21 protein-coding genes are annotated in these 15,118 nt (G+C 63.8%); 11 read left to right on the top strand and 10 right to left on the bottom strand.

What is annotated here, in order from left to right:
- Window positions 1-2 precede the first annotated feature (2 nt).
- Window positions 3-1,226 carry a glycosyltransferase family 4 protein gene (locus tag VF769_RS06380; protein ID WP_331007544.1) on the bottom strand — a complete coding sequence of 408 codons (1,224 nt, stop codon included), beginning with the start codon at window positions 1,224-1,226 and terminating at the stop codon, window positions 3-5.
- Between the two features lie 116 nt (window positions 1,227-1,342).
- On the opposite strand from VF769_RS06380, the gene VF769_RS06375 reads away from it, so the two are divergent.
- Complete coding sequence (locus VF769_RS06375) at window positions 1,343-1,798, top strand: hypothetical protein (RefSeq protein ID WP_331007543.1); 456 nt, start codon at window positions 1,343-1,345, stop codon at window positions 1,796-1,798.
- Here the strand turns inward: VF769_RS06375 and VF769_RS06370 are convergent.
- On the bottom strand, window positions 1,790-2,104 hold the full coding sequence (locus tag VF769_RS06370; RefSeq protein ID WP_331007542.1) for a hypothetical protein: 315 nt from the start codon (window positions 2,102-2,104) through the stop codon (window positions 1,790-1,792). The genes VF769_RS06375 and VF769_RS06370 overlap by 9 nt on opposite strands.
- Before the next feature lie 53 nt (window positions 2,105-2,157).
- On the opposite strand from VF769_RS06370, the gene VF769_RS06365 reads away from it, so the two are divergent.
- The 5 genes from VF769_RS06365 (at window position 2,158) to VF769_RS06345 (ending at window position 6,916) form a co-directional block, all read left to right on the top strand.
- The gene (locus VF769_RS06365) at window positions 2,158-3,324 is read left to right on the top strand and encodes a serine hydrolase (RefSeq protein WP_331007541.1); all 1,167 of its coding nucleotides are present in this window, start codon (window positions 2,158-2,160) and stop codon (window positions 3,322-3,324) included.
- Window positions 3,325-3,426: 102 nt separating this feature from the next.
- Complete coding sequence (locus tag VF769_RS06360) at window positions 3,427-4,839, top strand: circularly permuted type 2 ATP-grasp protein (protein WP_331007540.1); 1,413 nt, start codon at window positions 3,427-3,429, stop codon at window positions 4,837-4,839.
- A 4-nt stretch (window positions 4,840-4,843) separates the two neighbouring features.
- A complete protein-coding gene (locus tag VF769_RS06355) occupies window positions 4,844-5,761 on the top strand; it encodes an alpha-E domain-containing protein (protein WP_331007539.1) in 918 nt (305 codons plus the stop codon).
- A gap of 6 nt (window positions 5,762-5,767) precedes the next feature.
- Complete coding sequence (locus tag VF769_RS06350) at window positions 5,768-6,580, top strand: transglutaminase family protein (RefSeq protein WP_331007538.1); 813 nt, start codon at window positions 5,768-5,770, stop codon at window positions 6,578-6,580.
- A gap of 42 nt (window positions 6,581-6,622) precedes the next feature.
- Window positions 6,623-6,916, top strand: a complete 294-nt coding sequence (locus VF769_RS06345; RefSeq protein ID WP_331007537.1) for a hypothetical protein — start codon at window positions 6,623-6,625, stop codon at window positions 6,914-6,916.
- Window positions 6,917-6,918: 2 nt separating this feature from the next.
- Here the strand turns inward: VF769_RS06345 and VF769_RS06340 are convergent, their stop codons facing one another.
- Together VF769_RS06340 and gluQRS are read right to left on the bottom strand one after the other, a co-directional pair.
- Complete coding sequence (locus VF769_RS06340) at window positions 6,919-7,272, bottom strand: hypothetical protein (protein WP_331007536.1); 354 nt, start codon at window positions 7,270-7,272, stop codon at window positions 6,919-6,921.
- A gap of 109 nt (window positions 7,273-7,381) precedes the next feature.
- Window positions 7,382-8,218, bottom strand: a complete 837-nt coding sequence (gene gluQRS / locus VF769_RS06335) for a tRNA glutamyl-Q(34) synthetase GluQRS (protein WP_331007535.1) — start codon at window positions 8,216-8,218, stop codon at window positions 7,382-7,384.
- Between the two features lie 48 nt (window positions 8,219-8,266).
- Between gluQRS and VF769_RS06330 the strand changes: the two genes are divergently transcribed.
- On the top strand, window positions 8,267-8,944 hold the full coding sequence (locus VF769_RS06330) for an alpha/beta hydrolase (RefSeq protein WP_331007534.1): 678 nt from the start codon (window positions 8,267-8,269) through the stop codon (window positions 8,942-8,944).
- A gap of 178 nt (window positions 8,945-9,122) precedes the next feature.
- On the top strand, window positions 9,123-9,683 hold the full coding sequence (locus tag VF769_RS06325; protein ID WP_331007533.1) for an HNH endonuclease: 561 nt from the start codon (window positions 9,123-9,125) through the stop codon (window positions 9,681-9,683).
- Here VF769_RS06325 and VF769_RS06320 read toward each other — a convergent pair.
- The 4 genes from VF769_RS06320 to VF769_RS06305 form a co-directional block, all read right to left on the bottom strand.
- Entirely contained in the window at window positions 9,680-9,895 is a 216-nt protein-coding gene (locus VF769_RS06320; RefSeq protein WP_331007532.1) for a hypothetical protein, read from the bottom strand. The genes VF769_RS06325 and VF769_RS06320 overlap by 4 nt on opposite strands.
- 110 nt (window positions 9,896-10,005) lie before the next feature.
- Complete coding sequence (locus tag VF769_RS06315; RefSeq protein WP_331007531.1) at window positions 10,006-10,170, bottom strand: Flp family type IVb pilin; 165 nt, start codon at window positions 10,168-10,170, stop codon at window positions 10,006-10,008.
- Window positions 10,167-10,607, bottom strand: a complete 441-nt coding sequence (locus VF769_RS06310) for a (deoxy)nucleoside triphosphate pyrophosphohydrolase (RefSeq protein WP_331007530.1) — start codon at window positions 10,605-10,607, stop codon at window positions 10,167-10,169. Before VF769_RS06310 ends, VF769_RS06315 begins: the two co-directional genes overlap by 4 nt.
- Before the next feature lie 79 nt (window positions 10,608-10,686).
- A complete protein-coding gene (locus VF769_RS06305) occupies window positions 10,687-11,256 on the bottom strand; it encodes a DUF5655 domain-containing protein (RefSeq protein WP_331007529.1) in 570 nt (189 codons plus the stop codon).
- 137 nt (window positions 11,257-11,393) lie between these two features.
- On the opposite strand from VF769_RS06305, the gene VF769_RS06300 reads away from it, so the two are divergent.
- Together VF769_RS06300 and VF769_RS06295 are read left to right on the top strand one after the other, a co-directional pair.
- Window positions 11,394-11,813, top strand: a complete 420-nt coding sequence (locus VF769_RS06300) for an ester cyclase (protein WP_331007528.1) — start codon at window positions 11,394-11,396, stop codon at window positions 11,811-11,813.
- 1 nt (window position 11,814) lies between these two features.
- Window positions 11,815-12,408 (top strand): helix-turn-helix domain-containing protein, encoded by a 594-nt coding sequence (locus tag VF769_RS06295; RefSeq protein ID WP_331007527.1) that lies wholly within the window; start codon window positions 11,815-11,817, stop codon window positions 12,406-12,408.
- A 4-nt stretch (window positions 12,409-12,412) separates the two neighbouring features.
- Here the strand turns inward: VF769_RS06295 and VF769_RS06290 are convergent, their stop codons facing one another.
- A complete protein-coding gene (locus VF769_RS06290; protein ID WP_331007526.1) occupies window positions 12,413-13,231 on the bottom strand; it encodes a ricin-type beta-trefoil lectin domain protein in 819 nt (272 codons plus the stop codon).
- Between the two features lie 460 nt (window positions 13,232-13,691).
- Between VF769_RS06290 and VF769_RS06285 the strand changes: the two genes are divergently transcribed.
- Window positions 13,692-13,931, top strand: a complete 240-nt coding sequence (locus VF769_RS06285) for a hypothetical protein (protein ID WP_331007525.1) — start codon at window positions 13,692-13,694, stop codon at window positions 13,929-13,931.
- Here the strand turns inward: VF769_RS06285 and argJ are convergent.
- Window positions 13,928-15,115, bottom strand: coding sequence for a bifunctional glutamate N-acetyltransferase/amino-acid acetyltransferase ArgJ (gene argJ, locus VF769_RS06280; RefSeq protein WP_349258105.1), 1,188 nt, complete (start codon window positions 15,113-15,115; stop codon window positions 13,928-13,930). The two genes, VF769_RS06285 and argJ, sit on opposite strands and share 4 nt — an antisense overlap.
- Window positions 15,116-15,118: the final 3 nt, after the last annotated feature.

Genomic DNA, 15,118 nt, shown 5'->3' with positions numbered 1-15,118 from the left:
CTCTAGCGTCGTCCGGCTTGTCGTTCCGCCTGCCGCTTCTCCTTGGCGATGCGCCGGCGCTCCTTGGCGCGCTTCCGCAAGTCCGCCAATTTGTGCCAGAAGCGGCGCCCACGCTCTTTCGGCAGCGGCTCCAGATTGCGGCGGAAATCTGCTGCGCAAGCCGTCCAAGAATAGCGCTCCGCCAGCGCACGCGCGTCTTCGCGCTTGAGCTTGAGCGCTTCCAGGCACGCCTTCTGCAGATCGTCATCGACAACGCCCGCCCCGGTGCCTGGCAGGATGTCTTGCGGTCCAGGGGCCACGAAGCCGGCCACTGGCGTACCCGTCGCCGCCGCTTCCAGGATCACCAGTCCGAACGTGTCGGTGAAGCTTGGAAACACGAAGACGTCCGCGTCGGCGTAATGACGCGCGAGCTCCTCGCCGAATTTCGGGCCGGTGAACACGGCGCTTGGATATTTTTCTTTCAGTTCGTCGAGCGCCGGCCCGCCGCCGACAACAACCTTCGAGCCCGGCAAATCTAGCTTTAGGAACGCCTCAATGTTCTTCTCGACCGAAACCCGGCCGACATAAGCGAAAATCGGGCGCGGTAGGTCGGCGGGGTAGATGCCGCCATCGATGCCGCGCAGCCGCGGGTGGAATTGCTCAATGTCGACGCCGCGGCTCCAAATCGCGGTGTTGCGGAAGCCCTGTAACTCAAGCTGCTTCTGCATTGTCGGCGTCGCCACCATGACGCGGCCCGACTTGTCGTGGAACGCGTGCATGTAGCGATAGCCGGCCCAAAGCGGGATCCACGGAAAGCGCGCGGTCACGTACTCGGGAAACTGGGTATGGTAGCTCGTCGTGAACGGAAACTTGTGTTTGAGGCACACCGCGCGCGCATCCCATCCCAGCGTACCCTCGGTGGCGATATGCACGGCGTCGGGCGCGAAAGAGAGGAAACGATCCTCGACGTCTTCGCGGGCCCCCAAAGCCAGGCGAATTTCGGAATAGGTGATCAGCGGCACGGTGTTCGGATAATCGGCCGGTGAGATCACCTCGATCTCGCAGCCCAGTTTCTTCAACTCGGCCATCGTGTTCGACAGGGTGCGCACGACCCCGTTCACCTGGGGCTCCCAGGCGTCGGTGACGAGAAGGATTTTCTGCGCCAGCGGCGGCTGATCCTGAGCGCCCTCAGAACGGGGCGCGGGATCGACCGCGGCGGCGGGAGGCGTCGAAGCGTCGGTGCTCACGGGCGCGTTCTGACCACGGGCGCCGGTTCGGCGCAAGGGGCGGGGGCGGCCGTCGCCAGCGGACATGTCGTGAACAACTGGCCCGGACCGGGCGCCCGTCCTATCCTTCCAGAATCATGTCGCACGACAACGTCACCCCCTTTCGCCGTCCCAAGCCGGCGCGGCCGCAGCAAAGCGGCGGCCTGGGGTTCAAGACGCACCGCGGCAAGGTGGTGCTTGTGCACCTGCTGACCATCGTCGCGTTCGCGCTGAATTTTATCCTGCGCATGCCGCCGTGGTCGCTCATCGGCACGGCCGTTGGCCTCGCCGCCATCGCCTTGGCCTACACCAATCGCGGTCAGGGCATGCCGTGGGTAAACACCCATCACGAACACGCCGTCCGCACGCTGGTCATTGGCTATGCGGTGTGGGTGCTGGGCGCGGTGTTGCCGATGGCGTATGCGCCGCTCGTGGTCGCCACCTTCTTCATCCAGCTGGCTGCGGCAATCTGGGCCGGCTTGCGCGCGCTGATTGCCTTGGTGCTCGCGGTGATGCGCAAGCCCATCCCCAATCCGCACGGCTGGCTAGTCTAGAATTCGGCAGCCATATTCCGGCTCGAATACGGCCGAGGCGCTGATCGCGCCGAACAGCACGCTGGCGCGCACCCGACTGCCGTCCTGCCCCACGCTGATCTGTTGGCGGGCGTCCTCGGGAAAGTCGTTCATGCAGCTGTCGAGATCACGGCCGCTCACGTGCAGACACGAGCAGGTCTGTTTGGCCGCGTAGCCGGTCGCGATCCGTGCGTAGGCGACCTGATCGCGCGACGCCCAGGCGCCGCCCGCGACCACAAACACGATCGCCGCCAGTACGCCCACCCCAATCCAGCGTTTGCGCGACACCTGCGCCTCCCCCTATGCTCGAAGACAGCATAGCGAAGGCGAGGGGAGACGTCATGCTGCGCGCGTTGATGGGGGCGCTTGCTCTGTTGTTCGCAACGGCGGCGAATGCGCAGCAATTGTATCCGCTGCCGCCGCAACCAGCGGGTGTTGCTTGGCCGGCGCAGGATTGGGCCGAGGCGCCGCTTCCTGCTGATGTTGACCGCGCCGCTTTCGATCTCGCCATCACCGAAGCCTTCGCCGGCCGCCATCCGCTGCTTGGCGAGACACGCGCCGTCGTCATCATTCAAGGCGGTCGGCTGGTGTATGAGCGCTACGCGGACGGCTATTCGCGCGACACGCGCCTCAATTCCTGGTCGATGGCCAAATCCGTCACCCACGCGCTTGTCGGCGCCGCGGTGTTGCAGGGCCGCGTCGCGATCGATGCGCCGATGGGCAGTCCGCATTGGCGCGCCGGCGATCGCCGTGCGTCTATCACCTGGCGCCAATGGCTGAACATGGTTGATGGGCTTGAGTACAGCGAGAATGGCGACAGCGTCGCCAATGCGGGCAATGCGCGCATGCTGTTCGGGCCCGGCCGACAAGATACGACGCGTTGGGCCGCCAGCCTGCCTTTGATCCACGATCCGGGCGCGCATTGGAATTATTCCTCCGCCGGCACCCTCCTGATCTCTGACGCGCTCACGCGCGCCATCGTCGCCAATCCGCAAAACCCCGCGGACCGCCGTCAGCGTATGCGCGCTTGGATGAACACGTCGCTGTTCAATCAGATCGGCGTGAGCCCAATCGTCGAATTCGATCCGCAAGGCTTGTTCTATGGGAGTTCGCTCATCTGGATGACGGGGCGCGACTGGGCGCGTTTTGGCTATCTGTATCTGCGCGGCGGCGTGTGGGACGGGCGGCGCGTCCTGCCCGAAGGCTGGGTCGATTTCGGCCGCACGCCAGGCCCCGCGCCAAACACCGACACCTACGGCGCGCATTGGTGGCTGACGCCGACCAGCGGCGACGGCCGCCCGGCGCGTTCGCTCATCACCGGCGATGAGATGCGTGATGCGTTTTCAGCGCAAGGCTATGAAGGGCAGATCGTCGTCGTCGTGCCGTCGAAGGATTTGGTCATGGTGCGTCTTGGCCTCTTCACGGGTGGCGGCGAGGCCTGGGATGCGCTGGGCGATTGGAGCACCCGGCTGATCGGCGCGTTCGGCGCGCGTCCAGCGCCGCCCTGAGCGACGAAGCGGCAGCGGCGCCCAAAAGCAGGGCGCCCGCCCGATAGCGTCCCGCCTCGGCGCCCGGCGGCGTTCTCCGCGCCCGACAATCAGTGAAGGCTCATGGGCGTGTTTGAAGAAATGCGCGCCTCGGACGGCTCGATCCGTCTGCCTTATGAACAAGTCGCCGCTTGGCTGGAGGCGACGGGCGAGGCCAATTTGCGCCAGCGCCAGAGCGAGGCCGAAGCGCTGTTTCGCCGCCTCGGCATCACGTTTTCGGTGTACGGCGAGGGCGGCGATCCTGAGCGCCTGATCCCGTTCGATCTGATCCCGCGCGTGTTTGGCGCCGCCGAATGGCGCAAGCTCTCACGCGGCGTGCAACAACGGGCGCGCGCGCTCAACGCGTTCCTCTACGACGTCTATCATCGCGGTGAAATTATGCGCGCCGGCATCGTGCCGGAAAGCTTGGTCTATCAGAACGAAGCCTATCTGCCGGAGATGGCGGGCTTCGATCCGCCGGGCCGCATCTATAGCCACATCGTCGGCGTCGACATCGTGCGCACAAACGACACCGATTTCCAGGTGCTCGAAGACAATTGCCGCACGCCTTCGGGCGTCAGCTACATGCTTGAGAACCGCGAAATCATGATGCGGATGTTTCCGCGTCTGTTCGCCGCCTGCGCCGTCGATCCGATCGACGAATACCCAACGATGCTGAAGCGCACGCTGCAGGAGGTCGCGCCGCCCGCGTGCAAAGGCGAGCCGACTGTGGTGCTGCTCACGCCAGGCCCGCTCAACAGCGCCTATTACGAGCACTCATTTCTTGCGGACTTGATGGGCGTTGAACTGGTCGAGTCCAGCGATCTCTTCGTCAATGACGGCCTCGTCTGGATGCGCACGACGCGCGGGCCGCAGCGCGTCGATGTGATCTATCGGCGCATCGACGATTCCTACCTCGACCCGCTGGCGTTTCGCCCGGATTCGCTGCTTGGCGTGCCGGGGTTATTCAGCGTCTATCGCGCCGGCGGCGTGACTCTGTGTTCGGCCCCAGGCTCGGGCATCGCCGACGACAAAGCCATCTACGTCTTCGTGCCGGAGATGATCCGCTTCTATCTCGGCGAACAACCCATTCTCAAAAACGTGCAGACTTGGCGTTGCGCGCTCGCGGAGGAGCGTGACCATGTGCTCGCCAATCTGAAGGACTTGGTGGTCAAGCAAGTGCACGGCTCGGGCGGCTACGGCATGCTGATCGGCCCGCACGCGACCAAGAAGCAGCTCTCCGAATTCCGCACGAAGATTCTGGCCGACCCCGATGCGTATATTGCGCAACCGACGCTCGATCTTTCCTCCGCGCCGACGGTCACTGCTGATGGCATCGAAAATCGACATGTTGATTTTCGTCCGTTTTGCCTCGTCGGCAAACAAGTGCGTTTGGCGCCGGGGGGGCTGACGCGTGTCGCGCTCACCAAGGGCTCGCTTGTGGTGAACTCGAGTCAGGGTGGCGGCGTTAAGGATACTTGGGTGTTGTCGGAATGAGCCCATGCTGAGCCGCACCGCCGAAAACTTGTTCTGGATGGGGCGCTATATCGAGCGCGCCGACGCTACGGCGCGCCTGATCGAAATGGGTCGACGCATGGCCATGCTCCCGGGCGCCAACGAAGAATGGCAATCGGTCGCGCGCGCGGCGGGCTGCGCGAGTGAGCTGCCGCCGAAGGCCAGTGATTCCAAAATCATCACCTATCTTCTGCTCGATCGCGAAAACCGCTCCTCGATCCATTGCTGTCTCGCGCAGGCGCGCGCCAACGCCAAAGCCATCCGCACCGCGCTCACCGCCGACATGTGGGAAGCGCTGAACGACCATTGGCGTCTGCTGGAAGCGCTCGACGCCGATGAAGCGATCGCCGACCTGCCGGTGTGGCTCGACTGGGCCAAGCAACGCGCCGCCGCATTCCGAGGCGCTGCTGAAACGTCGTTGCTGCGCAACGAGGGCTATGTATTCCTGCGCCTTGGAGAGTTCGTCGAACGCGCCGAGATGACGTTACGTCTGCTCGACGTGAAATATTATGTGCTGCTGCCGGAGACTGACGTCGTCGGGGGCGGTCGCGATTTTCACCAATGGACCTCAGTGCTGCGCGCGACTTCGGCCATGCGCGCCTATCACCACGTTTATCGCGGTGATTACACGCCTTGGGGCATCGCCGAATTTCTGGTGCTCAACACCACGTTCCCGCGCTCGGCGAATTTCTGCTACCGCGCGCTCGAACGTCACCTCGACGATCTTGCGCGCCTTTATGGCGAGCGTCACAACTGCCATGAGACGGCCGCCGAGATGGTGCGCCGGCTCGATGGCTGCGATATCAACAGCTTGTTTCAGACCGGCCTGCACGAATTCATTGGCGACGCGATTAAGGTCACAAATCGTCTGTCGTCCGAAATTTCGCGCGCATATTATTTTTGATCGCCCATGCGCCTCTCTGTCCGCCACGTCACGCGCTACGAATACGATCCGCCGGCGATGCGCGCGGACTTGCGCCTGCGTCTCTTCCCGTCGCGCTTTGACGGGCAGAAGCCGCTGCACTGGACCGTGACCGTGAATGGCGACGAGGTGAGGCCGCTGTTCGTCAACGCGTTTGGCGATGAAGAAGCGATCTGGCGCAGCGATCGCCAACAAACGCAGATTGAGATCGTCGCCGATGGCGTGGTCGAGACGAGCGACGCGGCTGGCGTAATGCGCGGGTTGAAGGATTATTCGCGGCCCGCTGTGTTCCTGCGTGAAACCAGACTTACCGCGCCCAGCCGCGAAATCCTCGAACTCGCCCGCGCGAGCGCCGCGGGTTCGGTGCTCGATACGCTGCATGAGCTGTCGCAGAACGTGCGAAATGCGGTCGAGTACGAGCAGAACACAACCCACCACGCCACAACGGCGACCGAAGCGCTGCAGAGCGGCAAGGGCGTTTGCCAGGATCACGCCCACGTTTTCATCGCCGCCGCGCGCCTTGCTGATATCCCCGCACGCTACGTCGCGGGCTACATTTCCGCCGGCTATGTCGGCCGCCAGGAATCCCACGCCTGGGCCGAGGCTTACGTGCCTGATCTCGGCTGGGTCGGCTTCGACCCATCCAATCGTCAAAGCCCCACCGACGCCTACGTCCGCATCTGCTGCGGCCTGGACGCCGCCGATGCCGCGCCGTTGCGCGGCTGGGTCAGCGCCAGCGTGCGCGAAACGCTTGCGGTTGAGGTCGATGTCGCGCCAAGTCCGCATCAAGCGCAGCAATGATTCGCTGCGCTTTAAGGCCCTAGTTTTTGGGGGAGGCGCTCAATGTCCCTGACTGAAGTTGAAGGCCGCGACGTCAAAGTCCAATGCGCCAAGCTGCTGCGCGAAGCGGGCTTCGTGCGCCTGGCCGCTGAATTGGAGCACGGCTCGCTCTCCGCCGTCGCCAAGGATGAGCCGGTGTTCGTGCTGTGTGGCCGCGATCGCATCGCGCCGACGGCCATCAAAGCCTGGATCGAGGCCGCGCGTCTGTCCAACGTGCCGGACCACAAACTGGAATCCGCCCACGAAGCTATCGAGGCGATCGAAGGCTGGCCGGGCTTCCGCCACTACCCAGACTGAGTTCAGTGATAGGTGCTGAGCGCCGCGTGGGCGCGGTCCAAGCCTTGATACAAGGCGGGGCGCACGTCCTTTTCGCGATTGCGCGCCGCGAATACGCTGAGGCTCGTCAGTGCGTCCGCGGCGTCGAGTTCAGTATTCTCTTGCGCCAGGATCGCCGTTGAATGCGCGCGTTCGATGAAGCGATCGAGCCCAGGCCCGCGCGCCTCAAGCACGTGCATGCGCAATTGGCGTAGCGCCACGTTCAACGCCGGCGGACGTCCGGCGAGATTTTCGCGGCGTCGCTCGCGAATACGCAAACCACCGGCCTTGCGGCGCCGGTCCGGTCCAAAATAGCTAGAATGATCGACCCAGAGCATACCAACAACGTCGCGCTGTTTCCGGCGCGGCTTCCTTCTTGTAGGCCGTGCTACACGAACATGCTTAGAGAAGCGTTCAACTGCGTGAAGAAAGCGTCGTGAATGCGCGTTAGGCTTGAAGGCCGAGTAACCTTCTTATGTCAGCCGGCGTACGCCCGTTCTCGCGCATCGCGCGCAGCGTGGCGGCTTGATCGCGCTTCGCTAAGCGCTTGCCGTCCTCGCCAAGAATAAGCCGGTGGTGGCGATAGACGGGGCGGGGTAGGTCGAGCAGCTTTTGCAGCAACACATGCAGATGCGCCGCATCGCGCAAATCCTCGCCGCGGATCACATGCGTGACGCCTTGCAGCGCGTCGTCCCACACCGAGGCGAGATGATAGCTCGTGCCGAAATCCTTCCGCGCCAGCACCACATCGCCGTGCCGTTCGGGTTCAGCGCGCACCAGTCCGGTTTCGTCCTCGAACACCAAACTGAAATAGGCCGGACCCAGCACGCTGCGCGCTTTTTTGAGCGAGAGCCGCCAGGCGAACGCTTCGCCAGCCTCGAGCCTTGCCGCTTCCTCGTCCGCTGGCAGCGGCTCGCCGCGAAACATATCTTCACTGGCGCCGTGCGGGGCTGATGCAATCGCCTCGGCGATCTCTTTGCGCGTGCGGAAACAGCGATAGACGAGGCCGCGTTCGACCAAGCTTTGCAGCGGCGCGGCATAGTCGGCCATGTGCTCAGACTGCCGCCGCACCGGCTCTTCCCAGCTGAGCCCGAGCCAAGCCAGATCCTCGAAGATCGCCGCCTCGAACTCGGGTCGCGCACGGCCTTGATCAATATCCTCGATCCGCAGCAGAAAACGCCCGCCGGCCGCCTCAGCCGCATCGAACGCGGTCAGCGCCGAGAAGGCATGGCCCAGGTGGAGATAGCCCGTGGGCGAGGGGGCGAAGCGGGTGACGAAGCTCATCGGGCGGCGACGCTACCCTTCGCGTCCACGAAGGGCTACTAGCGGGCCATGACGGTTTTTATCGATGGCCCTCGCATGCCGCCCAAGCGCGGCGGCAAACCAGATTCGCTGGTGATCTTCCTGCACGGCTATGGCTCCAACGGCGCGGACTTGATCAGTCTCGCGCCCTATTGGGCCGATCTCTTGCCTGGCACGGCGTTCGTGTCGCCCAACGCCATCGAGCCGACGCCGATGGCGCCCGGCGGTTATCAATGGTTTCCGATCTCCGAACTCGATCCGCTCTTGATGGAGCAGGGTGTGCGCATGGCCGCGCCCTCGGTCGATCGCTTCATTGAGCGCGAGATGGATAAATACGGCCTTGAGGCCAGCCGCGTCGCGTTGGTCGGCTTCAGTCAAGGCACGATGATGGCGCTGCACGTCGCGCTGCGGCGCGAACAGCCGCTGGCTGCGGTGCTGGGCTTCTCGGGGGTGCTCGTTGGCGGCCCGCGCCTGAAGGACGAAATGCGCGCCAAACCGCCGGTGCTCCTGATCCATGGCGACCGCGACCCCACGCTGCCAGTCCCCTTCATGTTCGAATCCGCGGAGGCGTTGGCCGCAGCCGGGCATGGCGCGCAATGGCATGTGTCGTATGGGACGCCGCACGCGATCGGCCCGGACGGCCTGGAACTCGGTGCGGCTTTTCTCGCTACGTACCTGAAAACGCCCAAGATTGCCGCGAGCCGCTGAGCTTTTTCGGCAACGTGGCGCCTCTGTCATGAAGCTGTCGCCGCAAATCAGCTAAAGCTCGTCTCGCCCGCGCGCCGATTCATGCTAGCTTCGACCCGGTCAAAGGAGTTTTGGTCTTCAGTCTTCAGAGCCTGATCCCCCACCAGATCCTGCAGCGGCTGCACTGGAGCAGTCGCCGATGAATGTTTCCAGCGCGCCTCTCGCGGGTTGTCCGGCGCTGGTGTTGAACGCCGACTTCCGGCCGTTGTCGTATTACCCGCTCTCGCTTTGGCCGTGGCAAGAAGCGGTGAAGGCCGTCTTCCTCGAACGCGTCGACGTCGTGGCGCATTACGACCAAGTGGTGCACTCGCCATCCTTCGAGATGAAGCTGCCGTCGGTAATCTCGCTGCGCGACTACGTCGCCCAGGATCGCCCGCCGGCGTTCACGCGCTTCAACGTCTTCCTGCGCGATGGCTTCGCCTGCCAATATTGCAGCTCCGGCGATGACCTGACGTTTGACCATCTGATCCCGCGCTCACGCGGTGGGCGGACGACGTGGGAAAACATCGTCACCGCCTGCGCGCCGTGCAATCTGCGCAAGGGCGGGTTGATGCCGCAACAAAGCGGCATGCGCCCGCACAAGAAGCCGCGCCGCCCGACGATGCATGAGCTGCAACATGTCGGCCGCCGCTTCCCGCCGCACCATTTGCACGAGTCCTGGGTCGATTATCTCTATTGGGATGTCGAACTCGACGCCTAAAGCGTCAGCTCCAAACCATCGCTTTGCTGCAATGCCGTGCGCACCAGCGCATGCGTATCGGCGAGCGCTTCGTGTCCGGCGGCCTCGGCTTCGGCGAGCGTCGCGCAGAATTGCGCCTGGGCGGTCGCGAAGCGGGCGGAGAAGGGCTGGTCGGCGCAAAGCGCGTACGCGTAACCCGCCGCGGCGATGGCCAAAGCTTGCGCGATGTTCATGTCCCTGCCTCCGCGCGGGCCGGCTCTGGCCGCGCGGGCAGGGGTATGGCGCGGGCGCGTTACGCCCGTTCGTCGCCGCTGAAATATTCCTGAAATGTGCGCTGGAGCGCTTAGTTCACGCCGTCAAAGCCCGCGTCGGCTTGGCCGAACACGCCCTGAAGCGTTTCGCCGATCGGCTGGATCGCCAGGATGATGGCGAACAGGATGATCGCGGCGATAAGCGCATATTCGATCGCGGTGGAGCCGCGCTCATCCTTGAGAAAACGACGGATCATGATGCGCTCCGTTCAATCAGGCGCTCAACCAGCACGACGTCCGCTGGCGGCATCTCGTGCGCGCGGAGCGCTTCGGCGCGCACCCATTTCATCGCGGCGGCAGCGTTGGGGTCCAGCTTGGGCTCGCCTTGCCAGCGGGTGACGACATAGAGCGGCATCAGCAAATGAAAGTCCGTGTAGGCGTGCGACGCGAACGCGAACGGATCGAGGGCATCTGGTTCGACGTGCAAGTCCAGCTCCTCTTTCAGCTCACGCACGAGCGCGTGTTCTGGCGCTTCCCCTACCTCGACCTTGCCGCCGGGAAATTCCCAAAGACCGCCGAGCGCTTTGTGCAAGGGGCGCTGCGTGATCAGCACGCGTCCCTCGCTGTCGATCAATGCGGCCGCCGCCACTAAAAGCAGACGTCGCGCTGAAGAGGGAACATCGCCGATTTGCATGAAAAAGCCGTGAGGAGACTTGGTTGAAAGGCGTTAGCCAAAACACCCTTTCCCGCGCGTTTACGGCTTTGGCAAGCGCCTAGCCGGCGGCGTCATAGGCTTGTTTGATGTAGCCGATCAGCTTCGCGTCGATCTCGTCGGCGTTCGTGAGCGGGACGATATATTGGCACATGCCCCCAGGTGGGACCGGCTTCACGCGCGTGTCGCGAATGTCGTCCTTTAGGTTCAGTCCCAGCTCGAAGCGCTCATTGGTCTTGGGGCCAAGCATGGCGAATTGCTTTTTCCGCCGCAGCGAGACGTAGCCCTTCTTCGGCGCCGTATCGAAGGGGCCAAAGCCTTCAATCGCGGCCATGAGCTTCTCATGAACCGGTCGGAGATGGGCTTTCTTGCCGGCATAAATCTCATCGAGCAGCTGATCGGCGCTGGCGCCCGCCGCGCGCGAGGCCCCATCGCTGCGCAAGGCGTAATGGGTCAGCGTGTTCGCATCGCCGTTGCCGAGCCCATAGGTCGCGACCACCCAGGCGCGGATTTCGCCGTGCTTGTCCTTGCCGCACGCTTTGATGGCGGCGCTGAGCTGGGCCAGCGTCTTGCCGGTCTTCTTCTCGATGTTCGCCAATTGCGTCGCCGCCGCCTGCGCCGGATCAGCCATGTCCGCCTCCCTGCCGCCACTATCGACCTGCGGCCGCATCGCGCAACAGAAACGACGATTACGCGATAATGAGATGATGGGCTTGAAATGAGACAAAGATCTCATTAGCTTCCCCCCCATTGAGACGGGGAATAAGAATGCTGAGCCGTGAAATGATGGACAAGAAAATGGACGAGCATTTCAGCTTTGAAGCGCACGACCATGTCGAGGGCGTGCTCGCCACCCTGGCCGAGGATTGCGAGCATGACATCGTCGGATTTCCGACCGGGCCGACCTTCGGCCGCGAAGCTGCGCGCGGCTTCTACGAAAGCCTGTTCGCCGACCTGTCCGACAGCAAATTCGAGACGCTGCGCCGCTATTACGGCCCGGACTTCATGGTCGATGAATCGCGCTGGAGCGGGCGCGCGCCGGGGAGGCCATTTGGCTTGGAAGGCCGCAACCGCCCGCTCTCGTTTCGCTTGCTGCATGTGATGGAATTCTCCGACGCCGGAGCCATTCAGCGCGAAAACGTCTGGGTCGATCTGGCCTCGATCATCCAGCAATTGCCGCAGGATTGAAATGAGCGAAGGCCGTCCCAATCAACGCCGCCGCACGCGCAAGGATTTGCTGCAAGCGGCGGCGCGTCTGTTGAAACAAGGCAAGGCGCCGACGCTGGAAGACGTCGCCGCCGAAGCGATGGTCTCGCGCGCGACGGCCTATCGGTATTTTCCAAATATCGAAGCGCTGCTCATCGAAGCGCCGCTCGACACCGCGGTGCCGGAGCCGGACGAGGTGTTCCGCGACGCGCCGAAGGACGACCCCATCGCGCGGATGGATCGTGTCGACGCCGCGTTCGAAAGCATGATGTCTGCGAACGAACCGGGCTTGCGTATGATGCTCTCCAACACGGTGCTGCGGCCGTTGCGCGAGAGCGAAGATGGGGAATTGCCGAAGCGGCAAAATCGCCGCTCGCCGTTGATCGAGGCGGCGCTGGAGCCCGCGCGCAAGGAGCTCAAGCCCGCCGACGCCAAGCTGCTCGCGAAAGCGTTGGCCTTGGTCATCGGCACAGAAGCCATGATCGTGTTCAAGGACGTGCTGCAAACCGACGAGTCCGAGGCCCGCAAAGTCCGCCGCTGGATGATCCGCGCACTGGTGAACGCGGCGCGTAAGTAACGCGCTAGTTTTCGACAGCCTCGAAATCCCAGCGTTGTTCGGCTTGCGCGGTGCAGGCGCGCATGCGGATCACCCAGCGCTCGCTTTCGCGCTGGGGCTCCATGCAGCGCGGCGCGCCATCAGAGAGGGTGGCGCCGTTTTGGAAAAACCAAGTTGTGTCGGGCGCCACGGCGCAGCGACCGAGGCGGACGCTGCCGCCGACATTGCTGCCGAGGCACGATGCGCGCATACGCACTTGGCCGGGATCGCTCATGTCGAACGAAAAAATCTGATCGCCCACCGCGCCGCATTCGGCCAAGCCGATGAACGAACCCTGCTCGATCCAGCTGAGGCAGAGGCTCGCGTCCGGCTGCCAGTGAATGCGCCCGCGCACCGGCTCGTAATCGTAGCGGTTGTTTGGCAGCACGCGCCATCTTTGCGCCCATTCGCGATTACGACATTCGGCGGCGTAGATCAGTTCGCCGTCTCGGCTCGAGAGACCGAGCAGGGCGAGGCAGCGATCGTCGCCGTTTGCGACGATGCCTTCCTCGCTGACCGTCCAAGTTTGCGCGGGCGCGCCGCTGCAGGCTTCCGCGAAGAGGGCGGGGTAATTGCCGCCGCGCGGGGCCAAACATTGCTCGCCCAGACGGATGGGGCCGGGGCCGCCGTCAGGCAGGACGAAGTCTTGCGCGCCGCCAATATCGCAGGGGCGGCTGATCGAGCCTTGCTGCGGGTCGATGGTGAGACACATGCCGGGCAGGCGCTCAGGCTCCAAGGTTTGCGCCCGCGCTGGCGTCACAAACGCGAGTCCGAGGCAAACCGCGGCGACCAATCTCAGAAACATGCGTCGCGTCCCCAAACGTCCCGTTCGAAGGGTCTAGGCCATAAGCGGCAGCATTGTGACTGCCGTCACATCGCTCAGGGGGCGGCCTGGGTAGGTTTGCTTATCGAAGCGCTGCCGCTTCGGAGGAGCAAAGCCAATGACCAAGTTTTACGCCCTGATCGCCGCCTGCGCTGTGTTCGCCCCGGTTGCTTTTGCGACCCTGAACCAAGCCGCGCAGATCGTCGCCTGATCGGCCCGCCCAACCCAAATTCGAGAGCAAACCGATGACCAAGTTTTATGCCCTGATCGCTGCCTGCGCCGTGTTCGCCCCGATGGCGATGGCCACGCTCAATCAAGCCGCTCAGATCGTCGCGTAACGCACCGCGATCAAACGGCTGAAAAAGCCCGCGAAGGATGCTCCCCCTTCGCGGGCTTTTTTTTGTTGCTTGAAACCTACTCAAACTCCGCCAATGGTCGCCGTATGGACGACGAATTGACCGACGACGATCGCTGGCGCCTGCAGATGGAGGCGCGCATGTTTGCCCTGCATCGCGGCTTCTTCGCGTTGGCTTCTCTATCCGGTCAACGAGATGCGCTCGTTGCGGACTTAGCTCGGACAATTGAACAGGGCCGGGAGACGGGCTCGGGGAGCGTGTTCGAGGAATTCATTCTCGAGGAGCTTGAGGGGCTTCGAGGCGAGCTCGAAGAACTTCAGCCCTAGCTCCGATAATCGCCGTTGATCTCGATGTAGCGTTTGGTCAGATCGCACGTATACATCCGCGCGCGGCCGGAGCCGGGGCCGACCACTACCGTGATCTCCAGCTCTTGCCGCTTCATGTAAGCGCTCATCGCGGCTTCGTCATATTCGGCGCTGACCATGCCGTCGCGTGCGGCGTAGAGTTCGCCGAAGCGGACGGCGATCATTTCTTTGCGCACGGGTTGATCGGCGCGGCCGATGGCCATGACGATGCGGCCCCAATTGGCGTCTTCACCGGCGATGGCGGTTTTCACCAACGGGCTTTCGCAAATGGTGCGGGCGATGATCTTGGCGCTCGCATCGCTCTGCGCGCCTTCGACGTTCACGGCCACGAGCTTGGTCGCGCCTTCGCCGTCGCGCACGATCTGGATGGCGAGATCGCGCAGCACGTCCGACAGCGCTTGGCGGAAGCCGGCGAGGCGATCGTCTTTGGCGTCGGCGATCGGCGGCACTTTGGCTTGGCCGGTGGCGTAGAGCAGCACGCAATCATTGGTGCTGCGGTCGCCGTCGACGGTGATGGCATTGAAGCTCGTCTCGGTTTCCTGGCGCAGCAGCGTTTTCAGGATCGGCGCGGAGAGCGCGGCGTCGGTGAAAACGAAGGCCAGCATCGTCGCCATGTTCGGCGCGATCATGCCGGAGCCTTTGGCGATGCCGGCGATGTTCACTTGCACGCCGTCGATTTCGCAGGTCGCGCCCGCGCCCTTGGGAAACGTGTCGGTCGTCATGATCGCGGCGGCGGCTTTCGGCCACGACACAGCGTCGAGCTTCATGTGCAGCAACGCGGACGTGATTTTGGCATCGTCGAGCACGACGCCGATGACGCCGGTGGACGCGGCGAGCATTTCGCGCGGCTCAATGCCGATTGCCGCGCTGGCTTCGCTCACGGCGCGCTTGCAGGCCGCATCGCCGGCATCGCCGGTGAACGAATTGGCGCAGCCGGCATTGACCAGGAGACCACGCGCATTGCCGCGCGTGGCGGCGAGCACTTGCTTGCACCAGTCGGTCGGCGCGGAGCCCACGGCATTCGTTGTGAACACGCCTGCCGCGCGCGTGCCCGCGGGCATGCGCATCAAGAGCAGATCAGGACGCTCGTGCTTGTAGAAGCCGGCGCGACCGATCGCGGCCTCTAAGCCCGCAATCTCCGGCAAATC

This window comes from Vitreimonas sp., assembly GCF_036392335.1.
GTDB lineage: Bacteria > Pseudomonadota > Alphaproteobacteria > Caulobacterales > Aquidulcibacteraceae > Vitreimonas.
This window is presented reverse-complemented; position numbering and strand designations above follow the sequence as displayed.